Origin of the sequence: Streptomyces sp. QH1-20 (assembly GCF_041283565.1) — a bacterium.
Taxonomy (GTDB): domain Bacteria; phylum Actinomycetota; class Actinomycetes; order Streptomycetales; family Streptomycetaceae; genus Streptomyces; species Streptomyces syringius.
Genome location: NZ_CP166299.1, coordinates 7,113,222 through 7,137,065, shown reverse-complemented (window position 1 = coordinate 7,137,065; position 23,844 = coordinate 7,113,222). Strand labels below are relative to the sequence as shown.

Annotated in this window: 26 protein-coding genes; 10 read left to right on the top strand and 16 right to left on the bottom strand. The window is 72.7% G+C overall.

The features are described from left to right. Nucleotides 1-12 precede the first annotated feature (12 nt). Nucleotides 13-1,005 carry an ROK family protein gene (locus AB8O64_RS32160; protein WP_370423097.1) on the bottom strand — a complete coding sequence of 331 codons (993 nt, stop codon included), beginning with the start codon at nt 1,003-1,005 and terminating at the stop codon, nt 13-15. Between the two features lie 186 nt (nt 1,006-1,191). Here AB8O64_RS32160 and AB8O64_RS32155 point away from each other — a divergent pair, with 186 nt between their 5' ends. After that, nucleotides 1,192-2,181: a LacI family DNA-binding transcriptional regulator gene (locus tag AB8O64_RS32155; protein WP_370424037.1), complete on the top strand. Its 990-nt coding sequence runs from the start codon at nt 1,192-1,194 to the stop codon at nt 2,179-2,181. 31 nt (nt 2,182-2,212) lie between these two features. Here the strand turns inward: AB8O64_RS32155 and AB8O64_RS32150 are convergent, their stop codons facing one another. The 5 genes from AB8O64_RS32150 to AB8O64_RS32130 all read right to left on the bottom strand — a co-directional run bounded on the left by AB8O64_RS32150 (nt 2,213) and on the right by AB8O64_RS32130 (nt 6,814). Continuing rightward, the gene (locus AB8O64_RS32150; protein ID WP_370423096.1) at nt 2,213-3,493 is read right to left on the bottom strand and encodes an aldolase; all 1,281 of its coding nucleotides are present in this window, start codon (nt 3,491-3,493) and stop codon (nt 2,213-2,215) included. A gap of 187 nt (nt 3,494-3,680) precedes the next feature. Then, a complete protein-coding gene (locus tag AB8O64_RS32145) occupies nt 3,681-4,643 on the bottom strand; it encodes an electron transfer flavoprotein subunit alpha/FixB family protein (protein WP_356459127.1) in 963 nt (320 codons plus the stop codon). A gap of 130 nt (nt 4,644-4,773) precedes the next feature. Next, the gene (locus AB8O64_RS32140) at nt 4,774-5,559 is read right to left on the bottom strand and encodes an electron transfer flavoprotein subunit beta/FixA family protein (RefSeq protein ID WP_356459125.1); all 786 of its coding nucleotides are present in this window, start codon (nt 5,557-5,559) and stop codon (nt 4,774-4,776) included. Between the two features lie 189 nt (nt 5,560-5,748). Next, nucleotides 5,749-6,255, bottom strand: coding sequence for a flavin reductase family protein (locus AB8O64_RS32135; protein ID WP_370423094.1), 507 nt, complete (start codon nt 6,253-6,255; stop codon nt 5,749-5,751). A 202-nt stretch (nt 6,256-6,457) separates the two neighbouring features. Then, complete coding sequence (locus AB8O64_RS32130; protein ID WP_370423093.1) at nt 6,458-6,814, bottom strand: TlpA family protein disulfide reductase; 357 nt, start codon at nt 6,812-6,814, stop codon at nt 6,458-6,460. 318 nt (nt 6,815-7,132) lie between these two features. Between AB8O64_RS32130 and AB8O64_RS32125 the strand changes: the two genes are divergently transcribed. Continuing rightward, nucleotides 7,133-7,864 carry a lysophospholipid acyltransferase family protein gene (locus AB8O64_RS32125; RefSeq protein WP_370423092.1) on the top strand — a complete coding sequence of 244 codons (732 nt, stop codon included), beginning with the start codon at nt 7,133-7,135 and terminating at the stop codon, nt 7,862-7,864. Nucleotides 7,865-8,016: 152 nt separating this feature from the next. On the opposite strand, the gene AB8O64_RS32120 is transcribed toward AB8O64_RS32125, so the two are convergent. From AB8O64_RS32120 to AB8O64_RS32110, 3 genes are read right to left on the bottom strand one after another with little or no spacing between them, the layout of a single operon-like run. After that, a complete protein-coding gene (locus tag AB8O64_RS32120) occupies nt 8,017-9,102 on the bottom strand; it encodes a low specificity L-threonine aldolase (RefSeq protein WP_370423091.1) in 1,086 nt (361 codons plus the stop codon). Beyond that, the gene (locus tag AB8O64_RS32115; RefSeq protein ID WP_370424036.1) at nt 9,081-9,842 is read right to left on the bottom strand and encodes an SDR family NAD(P)-dependent oxidoreductase; all 762 of its coding nucleotides are present in this window, start codon (nt 9,840-9,842) and stop codon (nt 9,081-9,083) included. The genes AB8O64_RS32120 and AB8O64_RS32115 overlap by 22 nt, the downstream gene beginning before the upstream one ends. A 26-nt stretch (nt 9,843-9,868) precedes the next feature. Continuing rightward, nucleotides 9,869-11,263, bottom strand: a complete 1,395-nt coding sequence (locus AB8O64_RS32110; protein WP_370423089.1) for a DUF6421 family protein — start codon at nt 11,261-11,263, stop codon at nt 9,869-9,871. A 305-nt stretch (nt 11,264-11,568) separates the two neighbouring features. Here AB8O64_RS32110 and AB8O64_RS32105 point away from each other — a divergent pair, with 305 nt between their 5' ends. The 3 genes from AB8O64_RS32105 to AB8O64_RS32095 are packed head-to-tail and all read left to right on the top strand — an operon-like array spanning nt 11,569 to nt 14,296. After that, on the top strand, nt 11,569-12,522 hold the full coding sequence (locus tag AB8O64_RS32105) for an ABC transporter substrate-binding protein (RefSeq protein ID WP_370423087.1): 954 nt from the start codon (nt 11,569-11,571) through the stop codon (nt 12,520-12,522). After that, nucleotides 12,519-13,526: an amino acid ABC transporter permease gene (locus AB8O64_RS32100; protein ID WP_370423085.1), complete on the top strand. Its 1,008-nt coding sequence runs from the start codon at nt 12,519-12,521 to the stop codon at nt 13,524-13,526. The genes AB8O64_RS32105 and AB8O64_RS32100 overlap by 4 nt, the downstream gene beginning before the upstream one ends. Then, a complete protein-coding gene (locus AB8O64_RS32095; protein WP_370423083.1) occupies nt 13,523-14,296 on the top strand; it encodes an amino acid ABC transporter ATP-binding protein in 774 nt (257 codons plus the stop codon). Before AB8O64_RS32100 ends, AB8O64_RS32095 begins: the two co-directional genes overlap by 4 nt. A gap of 21 nt (nt 14,297-14,317) precedes the next feature. On the opposite strand, the gene AB8O64_RS32090 is transcribed toward AB8O64_RS32095, so the two are convergent. Then, nucleotides 14,318-14,875 carry a GNAT family N-acetyltransferase gene (locus AB8O64_RS32090; protein WP_370424035.1) on the bottom strand — a complete coding sequence of 186 codons (558 nt, stop codon included), beginning with the start codon at nt 14,873-14,875 and terminating at the stop codon, nt 14,318-14,320. A gap of 77 nt (nt 14,876-14,952) precedes the next feature. Between AB8O64_RS32090 and AB8O64_RS32085 the strand changes: the two genes are divergently transcribed. The 5 genes from AB8O64_RS32085 to AB8O64_RS32065 all read left to right on the top strand — a co-directional run bounded on the left by AB8O64_RS32085 (nt 14,953) and on the right by AB8O64_RS32065 (nt 18,582). Beyond that, nucleotides 14,953-15,345, top strand: a complete 393-nt coding sequence (locus AB8O64_RS32085; protein ID WP_370423081.1) for a VOC family protein — start codon at nt 14,953-14,955, stop codon at nt 15,343-15,345. A 245-nt stretch (nt 15,346-15,590) separates the two neighbouring features. Continuing rightward, nucleotides 15,591-16,175 (top strand): DUF5134 domain-containing protein, encoded by a 585-nt coding sequence (locus AB8O64_RS32080; RefSeq protein ID WP_356452028.1) that lies wholly within the window; start codon nt 15,591-15,593, stop codon nt 16,173-16,175. 161 nt (nt 16,176-16,336) lie between these two features. Then, nucleotides 16,337-17,290, top strand: coding sequence for a M56 family metallopeptidase (locus tag AB8O64_RS32075; protein WP_356452026.1), 954 nt, complete (start codon nt 16,337-16,339; stop codon nt 17,288-17,290). Nucleotides 17,291-17,392: 102 nt separating this feature from the next. Beyond that, nucleotides 17,393-18,133, top strand: coding sequence for a phosphatase PAP2 family protein (locus tag AB8O64_RS32070; protein WP_370423079.1), 741 nt, complete (start codon nt 17,393-17,395; stop codon nt 18,131-18,133). A gap of 41 nt (nt 18,134-18,174) precedes the next feature. Then, nucleotides 18,175-18,582: a tetratricopeptide repeat protein gene (locus tag AB8O64_RS32065; protein ID WP_370423078.1), complete on the top strand. Its 408-nt coding sequence runs from the start codon at nt 18,175-18,177 to the stop codon at nt 18,580-18,582. Between the two features lie 72 nt (nt 18,583-18,654). Here the strand turns inward: AB8O64_RS32065 and AB8O64_RS32060 are convergent, their stop codons facing one another. The 6 genes from AB8O64_RS32060 to AB8O64_RS32035 form a co-directional block, all read right to left on the bottom strand. Continuing rightward, nucleotides 18,655-18,948: a hypothetical protein gene (locus AB8O64_RS32060; protein WP_370423077.1), complete on the bottom strand. Its 294-nt coding sequence runs from the start codon at nt 18,946-18,948 to the stop codon at nt 18,655-18,657. 149 nt (nt 18,949-19,097) lie between these two features. Beyond that, on the bottom strand, nt 19,098-19,622 hold the full coding sequence (locus tag AB8O64_RS32055) for a flavin reductase family protein (RefSeq protein WP_370423076.1): 525 nt from the start codon (nt 19,620-19,622) through the stop codon (nt 19,098-19,100). Further along, nucleotides 19,619-20,902, bottom strand: a complete 1,284-nt coding sequence (locus tag AB8O64_RS32050; protein ID WP_370423075.1) for an ATP-grasp domain-containing protein — start codon at nt 20,900-20,902, stop codon at nt 19,619-19,621. Before AB8O64_RS32050 ends, AB8O64_RS32055 begins: the two co-directional genes overlap by 4 nt. Beyond that, nucleotides 20,899-21,771: an NAD(P)-dependent oxidoreductase gene (locus AB8O64_RS32045; protein WP_370423073.1), complete on the bottom strand. Its 873-nt coding sequence runs from the start codon at nt 21,769-21,771 to the stop codon at nt 20,899-20,901. Before AB8O64_RS32045 ends, AB8O64_RS32050 begins: the two co-directional genes overlap by 4 nt. Nucleotides 21,772-21,878: 107 nt before the next feature. Then, nucleotides 21,879-22,619, bottom strand: coding sequence for a TSUP family transporter (locus AB8O64_RS32040; protein WP_370423072.1), 741 nt, complete (start codon nt 22,617-22,619; stop codon nt 21,879-21,881). Further along, on the bottom strand, nt 22,612-23,844 hold the full coding sequence (locus tag AB8O64_RS32035; protein WP_370423070.1) for an MFS transporter: 1,233 nt from the start codon (nt 23,842-23,844) through the stop codon (nt 22,612-22,614). Before AB8O64_RS32035 ends, AB8O64_RS32040 begins: the two co-directional genes overlap by 8 nt.

The window sequence follows — 23,844 nt, the reverse complement described above, 5'->3', positions numbered from 1 at the left end:
CAGCGCCACGCGCTATTCGGCGGGGCCCGTCCCGGCGGCCCGGCTCCCCGCCGCCCCCTCCCACAGCCCCAGGTGCCCGGCCGCCGCCGCTGCCGCCCCGACGAGACCCGCGTCCGAGCCGAGCCGGGCGGGAAGCACCTCCACCGAGGACGCGAAGGACAACGTGGCGTAGTCACGCAGGCGTTCCCGCAGCGGGGCGAAGAGCACCTCGCCCGCTCCGGCGACGCCGCCGCCTATGACGGCGACCTCGATCTCGACGAGCGTCGCGGTGGCGGCGATGCCGGCGGCCAGCGCCTGCGCCGCGCGGGCGAAGGAGGCGAGCGCGACCGGATCGCCCGCTTCGGCGGCGGCGGCGACGGCCGCGGCACTGCGGTCACCGTCCGGGCCCGGACGCCAGCCGGCGTCCAGCGCCCGGCGGGCGATGTTGGGGCCACTGGCGATGCGTTCGACGCAGCCACGGGCACCGCACGGACACGGGTCACCGTCGAAGTCGACACTGATGTGCCCGATGTGGCCCGCGTTGCCCGTGGGACCGGTGTGAAGCCGGCCCCCCAGGACCAGGCCACCGCCCACGCCGGTGGACACCACCATGCACAGCGCGTTGGCCCGCCCCCGGGCCGCGCCCTGCCAGTGCTCCGCGGCGGTCATCGCGACCCCGTCGCCCACGAGGACCACCGGCCGCCCGCCGACCAGTCCTGCCACTTCGGCGACCAGCGGGAAGTGACGCCATCCGGGCACATTGACCGGACTGACCGTGCCGGTGGAGGCGTCGACGGGCCCCGCGCTGCCGATGCCCACGGCCCGGACGCGCGGCCAGTGCGCGGTCCGCGCGAGCTCGTCGAGCACCGCCGCCACCGCGCCCATCACCGTCGCGCCGTCCTCCTTCGCGGGCGTCGACCGCCGCGCGCGCACGAGCAGCCGTCCCCGGCCGTCCACGAGCGCACCGGCGATCTTGGTGCCGCCGATGTCGAGAGCGGCGACGAGGTCGTCGGAAGCGGTGCGCATGGGGGCTGTCTCTCCTGGTACACGGGCGGCAGGGGGGTGGCGGAAGGTCAGTCTCGCCGGTGTTGACAACGTTGTCCAGGCTCTATGCTCGACGTCACCCGCCGCACCGCGGACCCCGACGAAGGACAAGCCACCGTGGCCGACACCGCCAGCCGCCCGCAGCCCCGTTACGGCACCCGTCCGACCATGAAGGACGTGGCGGCCCGCGCCGGGGTGGGGCTGAAGACCGTCTCGCGGGTCGTGAACGGCGAGCCCGGTGTCACCCCCGACACCGAGCGGCGGGTCCAGGACGCGATCACCGCGCTCGGCTTCCGCCGCAACGACAGCGCCCGCACCCTGCGCAAGGGCCGCACCGCCTCCATCGGCCTCGTGCTGGAAGACCTCGCCGACCCCTTCTACGCGCCGCTCAACCGCGCCGTCGAAGAGGTCGCGCGCGCCCATGGGGCGCTGCTCATCAGCGGCTCCAGCGCCGAGGACCCGGACCGCGAGCGCGAGCTGGCCCTCGCCCTCTGTGCCCGCAGGGTCGACGGTCTGATCATCATCCCGGCCGGCCATGACCACCGGTATCTCGAACCGGAGATCGCGGCGGGCGTCGCGACCGTGTTCGTCGACCGTCCCGCCGGGCTGATAGACGCCGACGTGGTGCTCTCGGACAGCTTCGGCGGCGCCCGCGACGGGGTCGCCCACCTCATCGCCCATGGCCATCGCCGCATCGGCTTCATCGGTGACCAGGTGGGCATCCACACCGCCACCGAGCGGCTGCGCGGCTACCGGGCCGCGATGACGGCCGCCGGACTCCCCGTCGACGACGCCTGGGTGTCGCTCGGCCCCACCGCCCCCGAGCGGGTACGGACCGAAGCGGTCCGGATGCTCGCCGGCCCCCGGCCGGTCACCGCCCTGTTCGCGGGGAACAACCGGGTGACGGCCACCGTCGTCCGCGTCATAGCCGGCCGGCCCCGTCCCGTCGCACTCGTCGGCTTCGACGACCTCGAACTGGCCGACCTGCTCTCCCCCGGACTCACCGTGATCGCCCAGGACGCCGTGCGCCTCGGCCGGACGGCCGCCGAGCGGCTGTTCCGACGGCTGGACGGGGTCTGCGAGCCACCGCGGCGCGTGGAGCTGCCGACCCGCCTCGTCGTGCGGGGCTCGGGCGAACTCCCGCCCGCCGAAGACTGATCCGCCCCGGCCGCGGCCCCCGCCCCCGCTCTCACATCCGCGGTCCGCGCCCCGCGAGAGCGTCGAGGTCGGCGCGCGTCAGCCCGGTCAGCCGGGCGACCTCCTCCGTGTCGAGGGCACCGCAGTCCAGGCCGCGCAGCAGAAAGCCGCTGAGCGCCCTGGCCGTCGCGGGCTCGTCCATCACCTCGCCACCGGCCCGGCCGACGTAGGCGACCAGCCGGGCGGCGGCCCGGTCCAGACCCTCGCGGTAGAAGGCGTAGACGGCCGCGTAACGGGTCGGCAAGTGAGCGGGGTGCATGTCCCAGCCCTGGTAGTACGCGCGGGCCAGGGAGCGGCGTACGAGGCGGTGGTGGAGCCGCCAGGCGTCGTGCACCCGCTCGGCCGGGCCGACGGGCAGCACATTGGTCGAACCGTCCGACAGACGGACCCCCGTGCCCGCCGCCGCGACCTGCATGACGGCCTTGGCGTGGTCGGCCACCGGATGGTCCAGGGCCTGATGCGCGGCGGCGACCTGGCAGGCGGCGCTGTAGTCGAAGGTGCCGTAGTGCAGGGAGGTGGCGCGGCCCCGGGCGGCGTCGATCAGCCGGGCCACCGTGGCACGGCCGTCGGCCCCCAGGATCGCCTGGGTGGTCTCGATCTGGATCTCGAAGCCGATCCGCCCCGCGTCGAGGCCGTGGGCCTTCTCGAACTCCTCGGCCAGGCAGGCCATCGCGGTGACCTGCTCGGGACGGCTGACCTTGGGAAGGGTGAGCAGGAGTCCCTCAGGCAGCCCCCCGGCCTCCATCAGTGCGGTGAGGAAGATGTCGAGGGTGCGGATGCCCCGGTCGCGGACGGCCGCCTCCATGCACTTCATCCGGATGCCCCCGTAGGGGGCTGCCGTGCCGTCCGCGTGCGCCGCGGCCAGGAGCCGCGCCGCGCGGGCGGCCGCGGCGTCCTCCTCGGCGTCGGGACGCGGGCCGTAGCCGTCCTCGAAGTCGACCCGCAGGTCCTCGACGGGCTCGCGTGACAGTTTGTCGCGAACCCGCTCGTAAACCTCCTCCGCGAGGTCGTCACGCAGTCCGAGGACGGCGGCGAACGCGGCGGCGTCGGGAGCGTGTTCGTCCAGGGCCGCGAGCGCCCGGTCGCCCCAGGAGCGGACGGTGTCGGCGGCGAAGGCGTCGGCGGGGACGTAGACCGTGTGGACGGGCTGGCGGGTGCCCGGATCGCCGGGGTAGCGGCGCGCGAGTTCCGCGTCGACCTCCGCGAGCGATGCGTCGACGGCCTCGCGCACCGAGGCCGCGAAGGTCGTGGCCACCGTCTCGTGCTGCCCCATTGCCCACCCTCCGACTGTCAGCTTTCCGCTGTACGGAATCCACTATCCGTGTGCGGGAAGCTATCGGCGCCCCGGCCGATGGTCAACACCCCGGGGCGCCCCGGCGGGAAGACGCGTGAGGTCCCCGTGCGCGGGGCGCACGGGGACCTCAGCGGCTGACCGGACAGCGGGCCGGAAGTGGAAGGGATCAGCCCTTGCGGGACTTGACCTCGTCCGTCAGCTGCGGGACGACCTCGAAGAGGTCGCCGACCACGCCGTAGTCGACCAGCTCGAAGATCGGGGCCTCGGCGTCCTTGTTGATGGCGACGATCGTCTTCGAGGTCTGCATGCCGGCCCGGTGCTGGATCGCGCCGGAGATGCCCGCCGCGATGTACAGCTGCGGGGAGACCGCCTTGCCGGTCTGGCCGACCTGGTTGGTGTGCGGGTACCAGCCGGCGTCGACGGCGGCACGCGAGGCACCGACGGCCGCGCCGAGCGAGTCGGCCAGCGCCTCGATGAGGGGGAAGTTCTCGGCGCCGTTGACGCCACGGCCACCGGAGACCACGATCGCGGCCTCGGTCAGCTCGGGACGGCCGGTCGACTCGCGCGGCGTGCGGGAGACGACCTTGGTGCCGGTCGACAGCTCGCCGAAGGAGACGGCCAGCTGCTCGACGGTGCCCGCGGCCGGGGCGGCCTCGGGGGCGGCGGAGTTGGGCTTCACGGTGATGACCGGGGTGCCCTTGGTGACGCGGGACTTGGTGGAGTACGAGGCCGCGAAGACGGACTGCGTGGCCACCGGGCCCTCGTCGCCGGCCTCCAGGTCGACGGCGTCGGTGATGATGCCGGAGCCGATGCGGACCGCGAGACGGGCCGCGATCTCCTTGCCCTCCGCGGAGGACGGCACGAGCACGGCGGCCGGGGAGACGGCCTGGTACGCCGCGGCCAGCGCGTCCACCTTCGGTACGACGAGGTAGTCGGCGAACTCGGGGGCGTCGGCCGTGAGGACCTTGACCGCGCCGTACTCGGCGAGCACCGGCGCGGCGGCGTCGGCACCGGCACCGAGGTGCACGGCGACGGGCTCGCCGATGCGGCGGGCGAGGGTGAGCAGCTCGAGGGTGGGCTTGCGGACGGCACCGTCCACGTGGTCGACGTAAACGAGGACTTCAGCCATGGGGTGTTCTCCTGCGCGAAAAAGAGGGGCGGGTGACGGTTCGTACGGACCGGGGGAAGCTCGACTGCCGTGTGCGCCGGGGGCGGTGGCGTCGGCGGGCGACGCCGCGGGGCCCCCGGGCCTCAAGCGGTCAGATGAACTTCTGGCCCGCGAGGAACTCGGCGAGCTGCTTGCCGCCCTCGCCCTCGTCCTTGACGATCGTGCCGGCCGTGCGGGCCGGGCGCTCCGTGGCCTCGTCGACCTTGGTCCAGGCGCCGTCGAGACCGACCTCCTCCGCCTCGAGGCCGAGGTCGGAGAGGTCCAGGGACTCCACCGGCTTCTTCTTGGCGGCCATGATGCCCTTGAAGGACGGGTAACGGGCCTCGCCGGACTGGTCGGTCACGGACACGACGGCCGGGAGGGAGGCCTCCAGCTGCTCGCTGGCGGCGTCGCCGTCGCGGCGGCCGGTCACCTTGCCGTCGGCGACGGCGACCTCGGAGAGCAGGGTCACCTGCGGGACGCCCAGCCGCTCGGCGACCATCGCCGGGACGACGCCCATGCCACCGTCGGTGGAGGCCATGCCGGAGATGACCAGGTCGTAGCCGACGTGCTCGATGGCCTTGGCGAGCACCAGCGAGGTGCCGAGCGCGTCGGTGCCGTGCAGGTCGTCGTCCTCGACGTGGACGGCCTTGTCGGCACCCATGGACAGCGCCTTGCGCAGCGCGTCCTTGGCGTCCTCGGGGCCCACGGTCAGCACGGTGATCTCGGCGTCGTCCGCCTCGTCGGCGATCTGCAGCGCCTGCTCGACCGCGTACTCGTCGAGCTCCGAGAGCAGGCCGTCCACGTCGTCGCGGTCGACGGTCAGGTCCTCGGCGAAGTGCCGGTCGCCGGTGGCGTCGGGCACGTACTTCACACAGACAACGATCCTCAAGCTCACGCCGGCTCTCCTACTGCATCGTCTCTTCGTAGCTGCCTTGTGCAGGCAGCATAGGCGCCTTGTGGGGCGGATTCCGGCTGGATCGGGCTCCGCTCCCACCAGAATGTTACTCGCCAGTACATCGAGCGCGTTCCCCGAGCGCAAGGCCGCTGAACTGTGATCTGTCCAACGCGGGAAATGCGGGACGTCTCAGTCCCGCAGACCGTTGAAGCGTCCCTGGTGGTAGAGCAGCGGCCGGCCGGCCCCGGCGGGGTCGCCGGCGACCGCCTCGGCGAGCACGATCCGGTGGTCACCGGCGGGCACCCGGGCCACCACCCGGCACACCAGCCAGGCCAGTACGCCGTCGAGCAACGGCACTCCCTCGGGGCCGGTGCGCCACCGGGTGGGCGGGGCGAAGCGGTCCGCGCCGCTGCGGGCGAAGGTGCCGGCCAGCTCGCGCTGGTGCTCGCCGAGTATGTGCACCCCGACGTGCTCGGCCTCGGCGACCACGGGCCAGCTGGAGGAGCCGGTGCCGATCCCGAAGGAGACGACCGGGGGTTCGGCGGCCACGGAGGTGAGGGAGGTGGCGGTGAAGCCGACCGGACGCGGGCCGGGCGCGGTGATCACCGCGACACCGGCCGCGTGCCGCCGGAAGACGGAGCGCAGCAGTTCGGGGGTGGCGAGGTGGGCGGTGCCCAGTCCGGGTGAGGCCGTCATGGAGCTGTCCTTCTGCTGGTGGTTCGAGCCGGGAGCGTGCGGTGGAGGCTGCTCAGGGGCTCGGACAGGGCACGCTCGGGGTCCGCGGGGGTTCCACGTGCGCGCGTCCGTAGAGGCGGGTTCCAGGCCACATAGCGTCACAGTGACGATTCGGGGCACGGAGCGTCAAGGGCGACCGGGGAGATGGGAGGCGGATCACGGGTCAGACGGCTTCGCCGAGGGCCGCGATGACATCGGCCTTACGCGGCTGACCGGCGGCGCGGCGCACGACGTGGCCGTCCGCGTCGAGGACGAAGACGGTCGGCGTACCGGTGATCCGCAGGGCGCGTACGAGTGCGAGCCGCGCCTCCGCGTCGATCTCGACGTGCGCCACCCCGTCGACCATGGACGCCACCTCGGCGAGGGTGCGCCGGGTCGCCCGGCACGGCTGGCAGAAGGCGCTCGCGAACTGCACGAGCGTGGCCCGCTCCCCCAGCTCCGCGCCGATGTCGGCGGCACTCAGCCGCTCCCGCTCGCCCTCTCGGCCCCGCCCGCCCACCCGCGTCCCCTCCGTCGTCACCGTCCGGACCTGTGTCCGATCTGCCGTGTGCAGCACCGTAGAGCCCGGAGAAATTTCCCGCCCGGGCGACGGGTGTGGCGGGCGGCCTCGGGGGCAGGGACGAATGGGGTTCGGCACGGGCGGGGTCCGCGCCGGATCCCCGGTGTACCTTCGGCTGTACCGGATTCCGGCCGACGTGATGAGAATCTCCCGTTCTGCGGGGCGTCCTCGCTGGCCGACAGGCCGGGCATTCAGGCACGATCTGCCGGAAGCCGAGAACCTACGGCCGCGTAACTTCAGCCGGGACACCCCTCCCCAGGCCCAGAAGGATTCCCCGATATGGCAGAACTCGTCTACCCCCCGGTGATCGGCGTCGCCCGCACCATGTTCAAGGCGCTCGATCTGCGCTTCGACATCCAGGGCAGCGAACACATTCCGCAGCGCGGTGGGGCGGTCCTGGTGAGCAACCACATCGGATACCTCGACTTCGTCTTCTGCGGGCTGGCCGCCCGCCCGGCCAAGCGCCTGGTGCGCTTCATGGCCAAGGAGTCCGTCTTCCGGCACAAGGTGTCGGGCCCGCTGATGCGGGCGATGAAGCACATCCCCGTGGACCGCGCGGCGGGCATGGACGCCTATAAGCACGCCCTCAAGGCGTTGCGCTCGGGCGAGATCATCGGGGTCTTCCCGGAGGCGACGATCTCCCAGTCGTTCACGCTGAAGAACTTCAAGTCGGGGGCGGCCCGGCTGGCCCAGGAGGCCGGGGTTCCGGTGCTGCCGATGGCCCTGTGGGGTACGCAGCGGCTGTGGACCAAGGGTCACAAGCGTGACCTGGGCCGTCATCACATCCCGATCACGATGCGGGTGGGCGAGCCGATCGCCGCCGACCCCGCCGAGCACGCGGACACCGTCACCGAGCGCGTCCGGGCCCGGGTCCAGGACCTGCTGGAGGCGGCCCAGCGCGCCTATCCGGTACGCCCCAAGGGGCCGGACGACACCTGGTGGATACCGTCCCACCTCGGTGGCACGGCTCCCACCCCGGCGGAGGCCGCGGCGCTGGACCGGCAGCGCTAGGGCCTGTCCGGTCGGCGGCTCACCCACGTCGGGTGAGCCGCCCCGGGCAGCCGCCCGGTGAACGACCTCAAGGCCCCCGGCCGTCTGCGCGACGGCCGGGGGCCTTGTTCATGCGTGGTCACGCATGGGGCATGGGTGCGTGAGACGCGCCGCTACTTGGCCATCTCCTCCGCGACCGCCGTGACGAAGGCGTCCACGTCGGCCTCGGTGGTGTCGAAGGAGCACATCCAGCGGACGACACCGGCCGGCTCGTCCCAGAAGTAGAAGCGGTAGCGCTTCTGCAGCCGGACGGCCACGTCGTGCGGAAGCCGGGCGAAGACGCCGTTGGCCTGCACCGGGTACAGGAGCTCGACGCCGTCCACGGCCCGTACGCCCTCGGCCAGGCGCGTGGCCATGGCGTTGGCGTGCGAGGCGCTGCGCAGCCAGAGGTCGCCCGTGAGCAGGGCCTCGAACTGGGCCGAGACGAAGCGCATCTTGGACGCCAGCTGCATCGACATCTTGCGCAGGTGCTTCATCGCCCGCACCGCGTCCGGGTTGAGGACGACGACGCACTCGCCGAACACCAGCCCGTTCTTGGTGCCGCCGAAGGAGAGCAGGTCCACTCCGGCGTCGGTGGTGAAGGCCCGCAGCGGAAGGCCGAGTGTGGCCGCCGCGTTGGCTATGCGCGAGCCGTCCAGGAAGACCTTCATGCCGCGCTCGTGGGCGTGGTCGCAGATCTCCCGGATCTCCTCGGGGGTGTAGCAGGTGCCCAGTTCGGTGGTCTGGGTGATGGCGACGAGCTGGGGCTGGGCCCGGTGCTCGTCGTCCCAGCCGAACGCCTCACGGTCGATCAGCTCGGGCGTGAGCTTGCCGTTCTCGGTCGGCACGGTGAGCAGCTTGAGGCCGCCCACGCGCTCGGGCGCGCCGCACTCGTCGACGTGGAGATGGGCGCTGTCGGCACAGATCACCGCGCCCCATCGCTCGGTCGCCGCCTGGAGGGCGAGAACGTTGGCACCCGTGCCGTTGAAGACCGGGAAGGTCTCGGCGGTGGGCCCGAAGTGGGCGCGCATCACGTCCTGGAGATGGGCGGTGTAGTCGTCCTCTCCGTAGGAGACCTGGTGACCGCCGTTGGCCAGGGCGAGCGCCGCGAGGATCTCCGGGTGCGCGCCCGCGTAGTTGTCGCTGGCGAAGCCGCGCAGCTCGGTGTCGTGCCGACGCACGGCGTCGGTCACCGGGGTCACGATTGCGGAGTCAGCCACAGACGGGTTCCGTTCACTTCCTGGGCGGGCTTGGACCAGACGTCGACGATGGCCTCGGCCAGGTCGGTGACGTCCGTGAAGCCCGCGAACTTCGCGTTGGGACGCTCGGCGCGCATGGCCTCGTGCACCAGCGCCTTGACCACCAGGATGGCAGCCGCGGCCGACGGGCCCTCCTCGCCCCCCGCCTTGCGGAAGGAGTCACCGAGGGCGAGTGTCCAGGCCTCGGCGGCGGCCTTGGAGGCGGAGTAGGCGGCGTTGCCCGCGGTGGGCCGGCTGGCGCCCGCGGCACTGATGAGGAGGTAGCGGCCGTTGCCACTGCGTGCCAGCGGGGCCTCGAAGGCCAGGGAGGTGTGCTGCACCGTGCGGATGAGCAGCTTCTCCAGGAGGTCCCAGTCGGCGAGGTCGGTCTCGGCAAAGGTGGCGGAGCCACGCCAGCCGCCCACCAGGTGGACGAGCCCGTCGATGCGGCCGAACTCCTTCTCGGTGCGGTCCGCCCAAGCGCGGGTCGCCTCGAGGTCGAGCAGGTCCACGGTGTCGCCGGTGACGGTGGCGCCGCCGTGGGCGTAACGGGCGGCGTCGACGGCCTCGGCGAGGCGTGCGGCGTCCGCGTCGGAGGCGACCACGGTCGCCCCGGCCTCGGCCAGGCGCAGCAGGGCAGCACGGCCCGCCGGGCCGGCGGCTCCCGCCACCGCCACGACGGCCCCGTCCAGCCGGCCATTGCCGTTCGTCGGAGTGCTCATGGTCGTCGCCTCACTCTCGAGCTTGCTCACGCGGCCACCTGCTCGCGCGGTGCGGTGATCCCCTTGGTCGAGGCGATCACGCCGCGCAGCTTCTTGGCAAGGGCCTCATAGAACATGCTGAGCGGGAACTCGTCGGGAAGCACGTCGTCCACGAGCTTGCGGGGCGGCTGGGTGAGGTCCAGGGCGTCGGGGCCCTTGGCCCACACGGAGCCGGGGTGCGGGGAGAGGTAGGTCGAGACCAGGTCGTAGGCGGCGAACCAGTGGACGAGCTTGGGACGGTCGATCCCGTCGCGGTAGAGCTTCTCGATCTCGGCGCACAGCTGGTTGGTGACCTGCGGGGCACGCTGCCAGTCGATGTGGAGGGTGTTGTCCGTCCAGCGTACGACGTCGTGCTTGTGGAGGTAGGCGAAGAGCAGCTGCCCGCCGAGGCCGTCGTAGTTGCGGACCCGGTCACCGGAGAGGGGGAAGCGGAACATCCGGTCGAAGAGCACGGCGTACTGCACGTCGCGGCCCTGGGCATAGCCGTCGGCCTCGAGCTTCACGGCCTCCTTGAAGGCGGTGAGGTCACAGCGCAGCTCCTCCAGCCCGTACATCCAGAACGGCTGCCGCTGCTTGATCATGAAAGGGTCGAAGGGCAGGTCGCCGTGGCTGTGGGTGCGGTCGTGGACCATGTCCCACAGGACGAAGGCCTCCTCGCAGCGGTGCTGGTCGCCGACCATGTCCTGGATGTCGGCGGGCAGCTCCAGGCCCAGGGTGGCGACGGCCGCCTCGGTGACGGCGCGGAAGCGGGCCGCCTCGCGGTCACAGAAGATCCCGCCCCAGGTGAAGCGCTCGGGGGCCTCGCGGACGGCGATGGTCTCCGGGAAGAGGACCGCGGAGTTGGTGTCGTAGCCCGAGGTGAAGTCCTCGAAGGTGATGCCGAGGAAGAGGGGGTTGTCGTAGCGGGTGCGCTCCAGCTCGGAGAGCCACTCCGGCCATACGACGCGCAGGGCGACGGCCTCGAAGTTGCGGTCGGGGTTGCCGTTCTGCGTGTACATGGGGAAGACCACGAGGTGCTGGAGGCCGTCGGCGCGGTGCGCGGCGGGCTGGAAGGCCAGCAGCGAGTCGAGGAAGTCCGGCACGCCGAAGCCCGTGTCGGCCCAGCGGCGCAGGTCCGCGGCGAGAGCGAGGTGGTACTCGGCGTCGTGGGGCACGAGCGGGGAGAGCTCCCCGACGGCCGCGATCACGCGGTCGACCTCGGCCCGGACACTCTCGCCCGGCGGTGCGCCCTCGGCCGTGAGGTCGATGGAACCGTCCGCGGACTGCCAAGGCCGAATTGTCTCCACGGCGTCCTTGAGCGTGGCCCAGGCCGGGTGGCCCACCACACGCTCCGCGGACAAAATGTTGGCCTCTGCCGCTATCGGCGCAAGGATTTCCGTCATGGCTACCCCTCCTCAGGAGAACCTGGTGTTAAGACACCGTATCTGTGTCAGGTTCTTCACCTCAAGGGGAGTAGCGATAAATTATCCTGCCGACCCCCGGGTCGGGCCGCTATTTTTCCTGCCGCCCCTCACCCGGCGTGCCTCATAGGCGGGATCCTGTCACCTCCGGCACACCGGTCACGGTGACTGAACCGCTGCATTTCGGCCATGGTCCAGCCGCTCTGCGGACGTCTACCCCGGCCCCACCGCGTTCATGAGCGTTCATGAAGCGGCAACAGTCTTCCGCTATTCGGACCATTCGTGGCATGACCTGGACAGATGGCCCCGCGCGCTGCCAGTCTCCCGCCATGCCCGTCGCCAACCAGCACCGATACGCCCGCAGTCGCGGGCTCCTGGCCGCCTCAGCCGCCCTTCTGTGCGCGGCGGTCGCCGGCTGCGCCCCGCAGGACGACTCCGACTCCGCGAAGTCCCCCGGCGCGTCGTCCGCCGGCCCGACCGGTGGAGGTTCCTGCGCGAAGGGGAAGGCGGCGACCGAGACCGCCGGAAAGCTGACGGTGGGCACGGACAAGCCCGCGTACGCCCCCTGGTTCCAGGACGACGACCCTTCGAACGGCAAGGGCTTCGAGTCGGCCGTCGCGTACGCCGTCGCCGAGCGGCTCGGCTACGGCCCCGCCGATGTGGTCTGGCAGACCGTGCCCTTCCAGAACTCCTTCGCACCGGGGGAGAAGAAGTTCGACTTCGACCTCAATCAGATCTCCATCAGCGACGAGCGCCGCCGGGCGGTGGACTTCTCCCCGGGCTACTACGACGTGCGCCAGGCCGTCATCGCCCTCAAGGACTCCCCCGCGGCGAAGGCCACGTCCGTCGCCGACCTCAAGCGCGCCAAGCTCGGCGCCCAGGTGGGCAGCACGAGCCTCGACGTGCTCAACGACGTCATCAAGCCGGGCCCGCGGCCCGCCGTCTTCCAGAAGAACGACTTCGCCAAGACCGCGCTCAAGAACGGCCAGGTCGACGCGATCATCGTCGACCTGCCCACGGCCTTCTACATCACCTCCACGGAGGTGAAGGAAGCGAAGATCGTCGGCCAGTTCGACGCCAAGGGCGGCAAGGCCGAACAGTTCGGCCTCGTCCTCGACAAGGGCAGCGCCCTCACGGCCTGCGTCAGTGGCGCCGTCGACTCGCTGCGCAAGGACGGCACGCTGGCCCGCCTGGAGAAGAAGTGGCTCTCCGAGGCTGCGGACGCGCCGGTGCTCAAGTGACGGTCAAGGACACGGTGCCGGAGGACCCGGCACACGGGATGCCCGGCGCAGCTCCCGGCAAGTTCCCCGCCAAACCCCTCGACGGGCCTGTCGACGGGCCCGCGGACGACGGCTCCGGCACGGACTCCGGCCCGTTCGGCACGGAGGGCGCGGCCGATGCCTATGTGCCGTCCGCGCGGCGCGTCGAGCGCGAGCGCTTCAAGCGGGCCCGGGCCCGCCGGGCCACGGCCATCGCGGCCGGGAGCACCCTGGTCACGGCCGTCGCGCTCTTCCTCCTCGTCGTCAACTCCCCCGGCTGGCCCCGTACCCGCGAGACGTTCTTCAGCGCCCACTACGCGCGCGAGGCGCTGCCGAAGGTCCTCGAAGGGCTGCTGCTCAATCTCCGGCTGCTGCTCGTCTGCGGCGCGGCGGTCCTCGTCCTCGGTCTGCTGATCGCGATCGCCCGCACCCTGCGCGGCCCGGTGTTCTTCCCGCTCCGCGCGCTCGCCACCGCCTATACGGACTTCTTCCGCGGGCTGCCGCTCATCATCTGCCTGCTGATGGTCGTCTTCGGCGTGCCGGCGCTGCGGCTGCAAGGGGTGACGACCGACCCCGTGCTGCTGGGCGGTACGGCGCTGGTGCTGACGTACTCGGCCTATGTCGCCGAGGTGTTCCGCGCCGGCATCGAGTCCGTGCACCCCAGCCAGCGCGCCGCGGCCCGCTCGCTGGGCCTGTCGGGGCGCCAGACCCTGCGGTTCGTCATCCTGCCCCAGGCCGTGCGGCGGGTCGTGCCTCCGCTCCTCAACGACCTGGTCTCGCTCCAGAAGGACACCGGTCTCGTCTCGATCGCCGGCGCGGTCGACGCGGTCTACGCGGCGCAGATCATCTCCAGCAAGAGCTTCAACTACACGCCGTACGTGCTCGCGGGACTGATCTTCGTGGCCCTCACCATCCCCATGACCCGCTTCACCGACTGGATCACCGCGCGGATGGACCGCCGCCGGGCGCAGGGAGGCATCGTATGAGCGGGCCCGACACCCACACCGGCACCGACACAGTGCTGCGGCTGGAGTCCGTCCGGAAGACCTTCGGCCGGTCCGTCGTGCTGCGCGACGTGGACCTGGAAGTGGCCCAGCACACCGTGACCGCGCTCATCGGCGCGTCCGGCTCGGGCAAGTCCACCCTGCTGCGCTGCGCGAACCTCCTGGAGGAGATCGACGACGGCGCGATCTTCCTCGACGGCGAGGACATCACCGATCCCCGCGTGGACCCGGACGCGGTGCGCCGCCGGATCGGCGTCGTCTTCCAGGCCTACAACCTCTTCCCGCACATGACCGTGCTGGAGAACGTCACCCTCGCGCCGCGCCGGGTGCACGGGGTGCCGCGCGCGGAGGCGGAGGAGCGGGCGCGCGAGTTGCTGGCGAGGCTGGGGCTCGACGGCAAGGCGGGCGAGTACCCGGACCGGCTCAGCGGTGGTCAGCAACAGCGCGTCGCGATCGTACGGGCCCTGGCCGGCCGGCCCCGGCTGCTGCTCCTCGACGAGATCACCGCGGCGCTCGACCCGGAGCTGGTGGGCGAGGTGCTGAACGTCGTGCGTGACCTGAAGGAGGAGGGCATGACCATGGTCCTGGCCACCCACGAGATGGGGTTCGCCCGGGACGTCGCCGATCAGGTGTGCTTCCTGGACGGCGGGGTGGTGCTGGAGCGCGGTACCCCCGCGGAGGTCTTCGGCGAGCCGCGGCAGGAGCGCACGCGGCGCTTCCTGCGTCGGCTCGTGGAGGCCGGACGGCTGTGAGGGCCGGCCGGCCGCGCGGTGTCAGGCCCGTTCCACCAGTTCCTTGACCAGCAGTTCGAACTCGAGGTCATCGCGCTGCGGGATGCCGAAGCGGGCGTCGCCGTAGGGGAAGGGGGACATCCGGCCGGTGCGCCGGTAGCCGCGGCGCTCGTACCAAGCGATGAGCTCGTCGCGCTGCCGGATGACCGTCATGTGCATCTCCCGGGCGTCCCACTCGGCCCGGACGACCCGCTCGGCCTCCGCCATGATCACCTTGCCGAGCCCGGCGCCCTGCAGGGAGGGACGGACCGCGAACATCCCGAAGTAGGCGTGGGTGCCACGGTGTTCGAGCTGGCAGCAGGCGACGATCTCGCCGTCCCGCTCCACCACGAGCAGGATGCTGGACGCGTCGGTCACCACGGCCAGGACGCCGTCGGGGTCGGTCCGCTGGCCGTCCAGCAGGTCGGCCTCGGTCGTCCAGCCCGCCCGGCTGTCGTCACCGCGATAGGCCGACTCGACCAGCTCGACCAGGGCGGGCACATCCGCGGTGGTGGCCGCCCGGAAGGTCGGCTCGGCGGTGCGGCTGCCGGCGGTCTCCATCATGTTCCGGGGTCCTCTCCGTAGGGTTGTCGGCCCTTATGACCCTAACCCGGTGCGGTGTGCGTACAGTCGCGGGCATGGTGCACGTACTGAGCAGCAGGGTGCTTCTGAGGCCGACCGACCCCGAGCGTTCGCGGGTCTTCTACGGGCGGACGCTGGGCCTCGCGGTCTACCGCGAGTTCGGCACCGGCCCCGAGCGCGGCACCGTCTACTTCCTCGGCGGCGGATTCCTCGAGGTCTCCGGACGCGCCACCGCCCCGCCCGCCCCCGGCCTGGAGCTGTGGCTGCAGGTCGCGGACGCGGAGGCGGCGCACGCGGAGTTCCGGCGGCAGGGGGTCGCGGTGCTGGAGCCGCCGGAGCGGAAGCCGTGGGGGCTGGTGGAGATGTGGATCGCCGATCCGGACGGGGTGCGCATCGCGGTGGTGGAGGTCCCGGAGGACCACCCCATGCGCTACCGCCCGGGGATCTAACGGGGCGGACCCGGGCGCCCGTACGGTCCGGTGTCCGTACGGTCGGGGGTGTCCATGCGGTCCGGGTTCCTTCGTACGCTCCGGGTTCTTCGTACGCTCCGGCGTGTCCGCGGTCCGTGCGCCGGCGCTGCGCGGGCGCATGCCCACCCCTTTGCATGCTCCCCTTTTTGCGCCTGTGCGCTCCCGTGTGATGCGGCCTCAGTGGGCATTCTCCGGAGGTAAGTGTGCGTCCATGGAGGTGTGCCGTGCACGGACCGCCGCTGGTCGGGTGGTTGCTGGTGGCGTTGTGCGCCGCGACGGGCGCGTACTGCCTCCTGAGCGTGCGGGCCGGCGCGGCGGGGGAGCGCCGGGCCGCACGCGGGGACGCGCTGATGGGGCTGGGCATGGCGGTGATGGCGGTGCCGGCCGCGGCGCTGGACACCAGGCCGTGGGGGGCACCGCTGTTCGCCGTGGTGTTCGCGACCGGCGGGCTGCGCGCGCTGCTGCTGGCCCGGGAGCGTGCCGAGGCCCACCATCTGCACCATGCCGTGGGCGCGTTCGCGATGGTCTATATGGCGCTCGCGATGTCGGGCACCCCTGTCGGCGGGCACGCGGGAGCCTCGCACGAGCCGGCGGGGACTCCCCTGCTGACCGGGCTGCTGCTGGTGTACTTCGCGGTGTACGTCGTACGGGCGGTGGCCGGGCTCGTCCCGGTGATGGCCGGGCCGTCCGGCGAGGCCGCGTGGGCCGATTCCCCACCGCGCCCCGGCTGGCAGTGGCGGCCCGAGCTGACCAACGCCTGTCGGCTGACCATGGGCATCGGCATGCTGGCGATGCTGCTCACCTTGTGACGTTCCCGAGGGGGCTCGCGGGCCGCGGGACGGGCCGCCGGGGGGCGTCGGTGTGGGGGCCGGGCACGGAGCGGTCCACCCCGCCGTGGCCCGCGTGGCGTGCGTCACTTCGCTCACGGGGACGTACCCCGGGACGGCCGCGCGCTCATAGGCTGACCGGCATGATGGTCCCGCTCGCGCTGCTGGTCCTCGCCGCGCTGGCCGCGGCAATGGCGCCGCGCCTGCTGACCCGTGCCGACTGGCCCGACCGTGAACCCGTCGTGGCGCTGTGGGTATGGCAATGCGTCGTCGCGGCCGTGCTGCTGTGCTGCGTGCTCGCCATGGCACTGAGCGCCGCCGCGGCCTGGCAGGCCGTGCGCGGCCATGTCTTCGCCCTGGCACCGCACGGTGTCATGGAGGCGTACGCCCTGACCGCCTACGGGTCGTGGGCGGCACCCCTGGCCGTCACCCTCGCGTGCGGCGCGGTGTGGACGGCCGCGATGCTCACCCGCGAGGTCCACTGGGCACGTCTGCGGCACCGCCGACGGCGTGCGGAGCTGCTCATGCGCTCCCCTCTGCTGCCCGGCGAGGAGCCCGGCGCGGACCGGCTCCTGGTGCTGGAGGGCGACCGGCCCGACGCCTGGTGGCTGCGCGGTCGTGCCACGCCGCAGTTGGTGATCACGACGGGTGCGCTGCGGCGGCTCAAGGGATCGCGGCTGGACGCGGTGCTGGCCCATGAGCAGGGACACGCGCGCGCCCGGCACGACTGGCTGCTGCACTGCTCGTCGGCGCTGGCGAACGGCTTTCCGCAGGTGCCGGTGTTCGCGGCGTTCCGCGACCAGGTCCACCACCTGGTCGAGTTGGCCGCGGACGACGCCGCCTCGCGCCGGTTCGGCCGGCTGACGACCGCTCTGGCGCTCGTCGAACTCAACGAGGAAAGCGGGGTGTTCGGCCCCTGCCCGTCCCGGCTCTCGCAGGTGCCCGGCCGGGTCCACCGGCTGTTGGAGCCCACGCCCCGGCTGACGGCCGGGCGGCGGCTGCGGCTCACGGCCGCGGCGGCGCTGGTGCCGGCCGTGCCACTGTTGGTGACCTTCGCGCCGGGACTCAGCGCGCTGGGGCTCGGCACACCGGGCTGAGACCGCGCCCCGGGTCCGTGGCCGGGCCGGTTTACCGCCCCCGCGGTCCGGTCCGCGTTCGCGGGCTGGTTTCGCGACGCCTGGATGGGCGACGATCTGATCATGCAGGTTCCCACGCGCCTCTCCGCCCCGCCCGCGGCACCGGCCCGGCCCACGCGCTCCGTGTGGCTGCGTTCGGCAGCCGTGCTCTGCGCCCTGTTCCTCGTCCTCCTGGCGCTGGTCGGCAGCGGCTGGCAACCCCTGGACTCGCTGGACCGGCAGGTGGCGAACGGCCTGCACCCGGTGGCGGTGACGCAGGACGGGTGGACGCACGTCATGCGCCTGCTGTCGGACTGGCTGTGGGATCCGTGGACGATGCGCGCGGCGCTCGCCGTCACGGCGGTCTGGCTCCTGTGGCGGCGCCGGCCGCTGCCGGCACTGTGGATCGGCGTCACCTCGGTGCTGGGGACGGCCCTGCAACAAGGCCTCAAGGCGGCGGTCGGACGGGACCGTCCGCACTGGGCGGACCCGGTGGCCACCGCCCACTACCAGGCCTTCCCGTCCGGACACGCGCTGACGGCGACGGTGGCGTGCGGACTGCTGGTGTGGCTGCTGTGGCTGCACGGGGCGGACCGGCGCCGTGTGCGTGCCGCGCTGGCGGTGGGCGTGGTGTCGGTGCTCGGCGTCGGCTTCACCCGCGTCTATCTGGGGGTGCACTGGCTGTCGGACGTCGTGGGCGGTGTGCTGTTGGGCGCCGCCCTGGTGGCCGCCTCTGCCTGGACGTACGCCCAGTACGTCCAGGGGCCGAGGCGGCGGGCGCACCACGCCGGGCCGTCGGCCCAGCCCGGCACCACTCCGGAATAGTTCAACTTTCATTCATGTTGGCGGAGGGGAAAGGAGCGACCATGACCGCCTTCAGGCCCTTCTCCCCCACCGCCGAACTCCCCGCCACGCCGTACCCGCTCGCGGAGGAGTACGCACGCGCGCAGCTCTTCTTCGAGGCCCGGGACTACACCGAGGCCGCCCGCATCCTCGCCCCCGTGGTGGAGGCCGAACCGGGGCACCTGGCGGCCCGGCTGCTGCTCGCGCGCTCCTACTACCACTCCGCCCAGCTGAAGCGCGCCGAGGCCGAACTGCGGCGTGTGCTGGAGCGGGACCCGGCGGAGACCTACGCCTATCTGATGCTCGGCCGCACCCTGGAGCGGCAGAACCGGTCGGCCGACGCCGCACCCTATCTGCGGCTGGCCGCCGCCATGAACGGCGAGACCGAGCCCGCCCCGCGCCGGGTCGTCCACCGGCGCGCCGACGGCTGACGGACCCGGGTGGCGGAGTGCTCCCGGTCCGGCCGGGCGTTCACCAGCGAACCCAGCCGTTCGGGCACCGAGTCATGCCGACGCCTCCCCGGCCCGCTCCGGACGGATCACCGCCTGGGTGGCGATGAGCGTCAGTGAGTTGGTCACTCCGAGGACCGGGCCGCTCACGGTGGCCACGGCCATGTACGAGGTGAGGGAGGAGGTCCGGGCAAGGCATGTCAGAACCAGCGCTCCCCCGGCCAGGCAGCCCGCCATCAGCCGTACCGCGGCCCGCGGCGGCACCCGCCCGGCGAGCGGCCCGGCAAGCGCCATGGCCAGCGCGGGAGCGAGGAACGCGGTGCCCGCGAGGACGACCGAGAGGTCCATTGCCCCTGGAGCGTCAGGGGCACGACGAACAGGAACATCACCGTGGTGGTGTTGGCCGCGGCACCGGCCAGGGTGAGCAGCGCGTCACTTGTTCACCGACGGGGCCGAGAGCCTCAGGCAGCAGAGCGAGATCCGGCTGTCTGGCGGGGTCACCTCTCCGGACCCCCTGGGGCAACGGGCGTACCCGGGGCGGCGTGCAGGGACCCGTGCAGATGGACCAGGCTGTCCCTCGGGGAGCCGATCCGTACATGCTCCACGGCACAGACGATCAGCTCATGGTCACCCAGCTTGAGTTGGCGGTGGCGCGTGCCGACCAGCCACGCGGCACAGTCGTCGAGCAGCGGCACCCCGTGTGGGCCGGTGTGCCAGCGGGTGGGCGGCGCGAACCGGTCGACGCCGGAGGCCGCGAACCGCTCGGCCACATCCCGCTGGGCGGCGCCGAGCAGCTGGATGCCGAACCTCCGGCAGTCCTTGATCCTGGCCCAGGTCGAGGACGTCTCGGCGAGCGCGAAGGAGACCAGTGCCGGTTCGGCGCTCACCGAGGTGAACGAGGTGATCGTCACCCCGGCGGGGCCGGACGGCGTGGCCGCGGTGAGCACCGCGACGCCGGAGGCGTGGCCCCGCAGGGCGGTGCGCAGCTCACCGGCGCCGACCGTGGGCGTCGCGGTGGTCACGCGCCCGCCCCCGAGGGCTGGGTGCCGATCAGCCGTTCGGGTCGGGGGGCCACGACCGCGATGGAGCGCGGTGTGCCCGACGCCGTGTCGGGCCGGGTCTTGATGGTGATCCGGGCGGCCAGTTCGTGGGCCAGGGCACGTGCTTCGTCGGCCGACTCGCCACGGACGATGAGCAGCCCGGACCGGTCGTACGACCAGGCGATGGGGGCCACCGTGTCACCGGGCGCGACGGAGAGCTGCAGGGCCACCACCCGCGGATCGGCGCGCACCTCGTCGGCTCCGGTGACGGACTCGACGATGCCCGGCTCGGCGGTCAGGAAGCGGATGGCGCCGCCGCCCCTGGCCGGGCCCGGCGCGATGGGCGCGGTACGGTCCGCGTACCAGAGGAAGCCCAGTGCGTCGATGTCGGTCCCGTACACCTCGTGGGTGAGGTCGGTGATCCGATCGCCGCCGCGCCGGTTGTGGGACTCCACCAGGCGGGGGCCGTCGGAGGTGAGGATCACCTCGGTGTGCGAGGGGCCGTCCTTGACTCCGACGGCGTCCAGCATCCTGGTGACCAGGGAGTCGATCCGGGCCGTGGCGTCCGCGTCGAGGCCCGCCGGCTGTACGTGCCCGACCTCGACGAACGAGTCCAGCTTCTCCTTGGCCGTGTACGCGACGACCACGTGCTCGCCCGCGAAGCTGAACGCCTCCACGCTGAACTCGGGGCCCCGCAGATACTGCTCCATCACGAACGTGTGCAGCCCGAACTCCGCTGCCCAGGCCGCGACCTCCGGGACCGCGTCGGGGCCCTGCACCAGCCGCACGCCGAGGCTGCCGGATCCGTACCTGGGCTTGATCACCGCGGGCCCGAACTCGTCGACGAAGGCGCGGATGTCGGCCTCGTCGTGCCCCAGGCGGGCGGCGACCCCCTCGATGCCCCGCTCGGCCAGCAGCTCCCGGAAGGCCAGCTTGTCCTGCAGCACGCGGACGGTGTCGAGGCCGGTGCCCGGCAGGCCGAGCGCCGTCGTCGCGGCCGCCGCCGACTCCAGGCCGTCCTCGATGATCGAGACGACCCGGGTCAGTGGCCGGTGCCGGTGCACGGCGGCGAGGAGGTCGGCGACGGCCTGCGGGTCGCGGTAGTCCGTGAGGTGGGCCTCGGCCACCCACTCCAGGCCCGACGGGTCGAGTTCGTGCGGGCCGTGCACCCAGACGATGTCGAAGCCGGCCTTCCGTGCCTTCTTCAGGGCGGCGACCTGGCCGCCGATGACCGCGATCCGCGGTGCGTTCTCGTGCGTCATGCGCGCAGCTCCCGTCCCGATGCGTTCTCCAGCCAGCGCACGACCTCGACGTTGTCGGCGCCCGCCGGCAGTTCGTCGTGCGCCTTCTCCCACAGCTCCCGGCAGGCGTGACCGAAGGCGGCGGGGCCGCCCGCGGAGTCGAGCAGCGACGTGCCGATGCGGATGTCCTTGAGCATCAGGCGCAGCGCGAAGCCCGAGTCGAAGGTGCCGGGCAGCACGTGGTCGGGCAGTTTGGTCTGCGAGGCGTGGTTGCGGCCGGTGGACGCGTTGATCACCTCCAGCATCGCCGCGGGTTCGAGACCGAACGCCCGCCCGGCGAGCATGACTTCGGCGACCGCGGCGAGATTGACCGCGGAGAGCAGGTTGTTGAGCGCCTTCAGCGCGTGGCCCGCGCCCGCGGGACCCACCCGGTACACCGTGCCGAGCGCGCCGAGTACCTGCTCCGCCCGTGCCACCTGCTCGGGTTCGCCCGCGGCCATCAGCGTCAGCTCACCGGCGCGCGCGGCGGCCGGGGAGCCGGAGACCGGCGCGTCCACCACGGACACCTCGTACGCGGCGGCCGCGCGGCCGAGGGCCAGTGTGTCCTCGGGTGCGGAGGAGCCCGTGTCGACGATCAGGGAACCCGCGGCGAGGTGCGGGAGCAGCTCATCGGCCACCTGCCGAACCGCCGCCCCGTCGGGCAGCATGGTGACCACCACCGGCGCGGCCAGGTCCGCGACGTGCTTGGCCGTGCGCACGCCCGGGTGCTCCCCGGCCGCCGCGGCGACGCGCGGATCGGCGTCGTAGGCAACGACGTCGAACCCGCGCTCCGCGAGGCGACGGCACATCCCTCCGCCCATGCTCCCCAGTCCCGCAAATCCCACCCGCATGATCCGATCCGTTCCTTTCTCGATACGTGTTGCTCGCGTCCCGGCGGACGCGTTCGTGCTGTTCCGCGCTCGTGCTGTTCCGGCGCGCTCGTGGCGCGGCGCCGCTCTCATCCCGCCACGATGGCGACCAGCCCCCGGACGAGGAGGACGAGCGCCGCGACGACCGCGAGGACGAGCACCGCGCCGCGCATCCGGCCGCCGCCGTCGACCCGCCGCCGGACCGGCCCCGACAGCGCGAATCCGGCCACCACCGCGGGCAGCAGCATCGCGCCGAAGGCCAGTTGATGGTCCGGCAGCCGGCCCACGACGGTGAGGGAGCCGAGCGAGAGCAGCGTCCCCGCCGTGTAGAAGACGCTGAGGGTGCCGCGGACCGTGGGCCCGGGCTCCCGGTGGTAGACGAGCGCGATGAACGGCCCGCCGATGGACGACGTCGTCCCGGTGAGGCCCGCCACGGCGCCGGAGGCGATCAGCGTGCCCCGGTTCCTGGGCAGCCTGGCCGGGTCGAAGGCGAGCAGCGAGACGACGCCCAGGGTGATGCCCGCCGAGAGCAGGTCGAGCGTCGGCACCGAGACCACGAGGATCACGTACGAGGCAGCCACGGTGCCCACGATCCGCCCGGCCATCGCCCAGGAGACGCCGTACCAGTCGGTGTGGGAGATCTCCCGGACCGCCCCGAGCGCGGCCAGGACGGCGGCGACCAGGAGCAGTGACCCCGGCATGAGACCCGGTGCGGCGATCTGCACCACCGGCGCCGACACCAGGGCGAGACCCACTCCCAGGCTGCCCTGGACCAGCGCGCCGAGGAACACCGCGACGGACGCGAAGGCCAGGACCGACGGTTCAGGCATGGGCGGGGGCCCCCGCGCGCATCCGCTCCCCGGCCGCGCGGGCGACCCGCTCGGCCGCGACGCCCGCCACCACGAGCACCGCCGCGGCCACCACCCAGCCGAGCGAACCCGATCCGAGCAGCAGCCCGGTGACCATCACGGGGCCGAGGACCCGCTGTCCGGCCACGCTCAGATTGAAGACGGACAGATAGCGTCCGCGCTGCTCCTCGGGGGCCAGGGCGATGGACAGGTCCCACACCGCGGAGTTGGCGATCACCTCGGCCAGGGACAGCGTGACCACGGCGGCGGCCAGCCATGCCACCGCGGGCCCGCCCCCGACGGAGCCGGACGCGGCGAAGCACAGGCTGCTCACCGCGAGCACGGCGCCCGTCCACGTCAGCATCCGGGTGGTGCGCCGCTGGCCGGTCGCCAGCTTGCTGACCGGGATCTGGAGCACCACGACGAGCGCGGTGTTCAGCGCGAACAGCACGGACACCGTGGCCCGCGGGGCATCGGTGTGCTCCAGGATCCACACGGGCATCGCGACCAGCAGCATCGTGTCGAAGAAGAACAGCAGGAAGTTGAGCCCGGTCAGCGTCAGATAGCGCGCGTCGGGCAGCAGCCGGCCCTTGACCGGTCGTTCCGCCGCGCCCTTCGGGGCGGCGGCCTCGGCCGTCGGTGCGGCCGGCTCGGACACCCGCAGCACGAGCACCGCACCGCCGAGGAAGGCGAGCCCGATGGCGAACAGCGTGACCCGGTAGGCGGCCTGGGTGTCGCTGGCGAGCGCCACGCCGGCCGCCATCGCGCCGACCCCGAGTCCGCAGTTGCGTACGACATTGACCACCGCGAGCAGCCGGGTGCGCTCCTGGCGCTCCGGCACGGCCACGGCGACCAGTGCCTGGAGCACCGGAGGCCCCGCCCGGTCGCACGCCACCGCGCACAGCGTCACCACCATGAACTGCCAGAAGTCCGTGACGAAGACGTACGCCGCACAGCACACGCCCCGCCCCAGATAGACCGCGGCGAGTACCCGCCGTGCCCCGTACCGGTCGGCGAGGACCCCGCCGAGCAGCGAGATCCCCAGGGCCACGACCCCGGCGAGGGCGAGCCCGGAGGCCACCTGGTTCGCCGAGAGGTCCACCTGCCGGGTGAAGTACGCCATGGAGCTCGCCATGAACAGGCCGATGCCGAGCGACTGGACGAGGGCTGCGGCGGCGAGTCTGCGCCCGCCCGCGGTGAGCTTCAC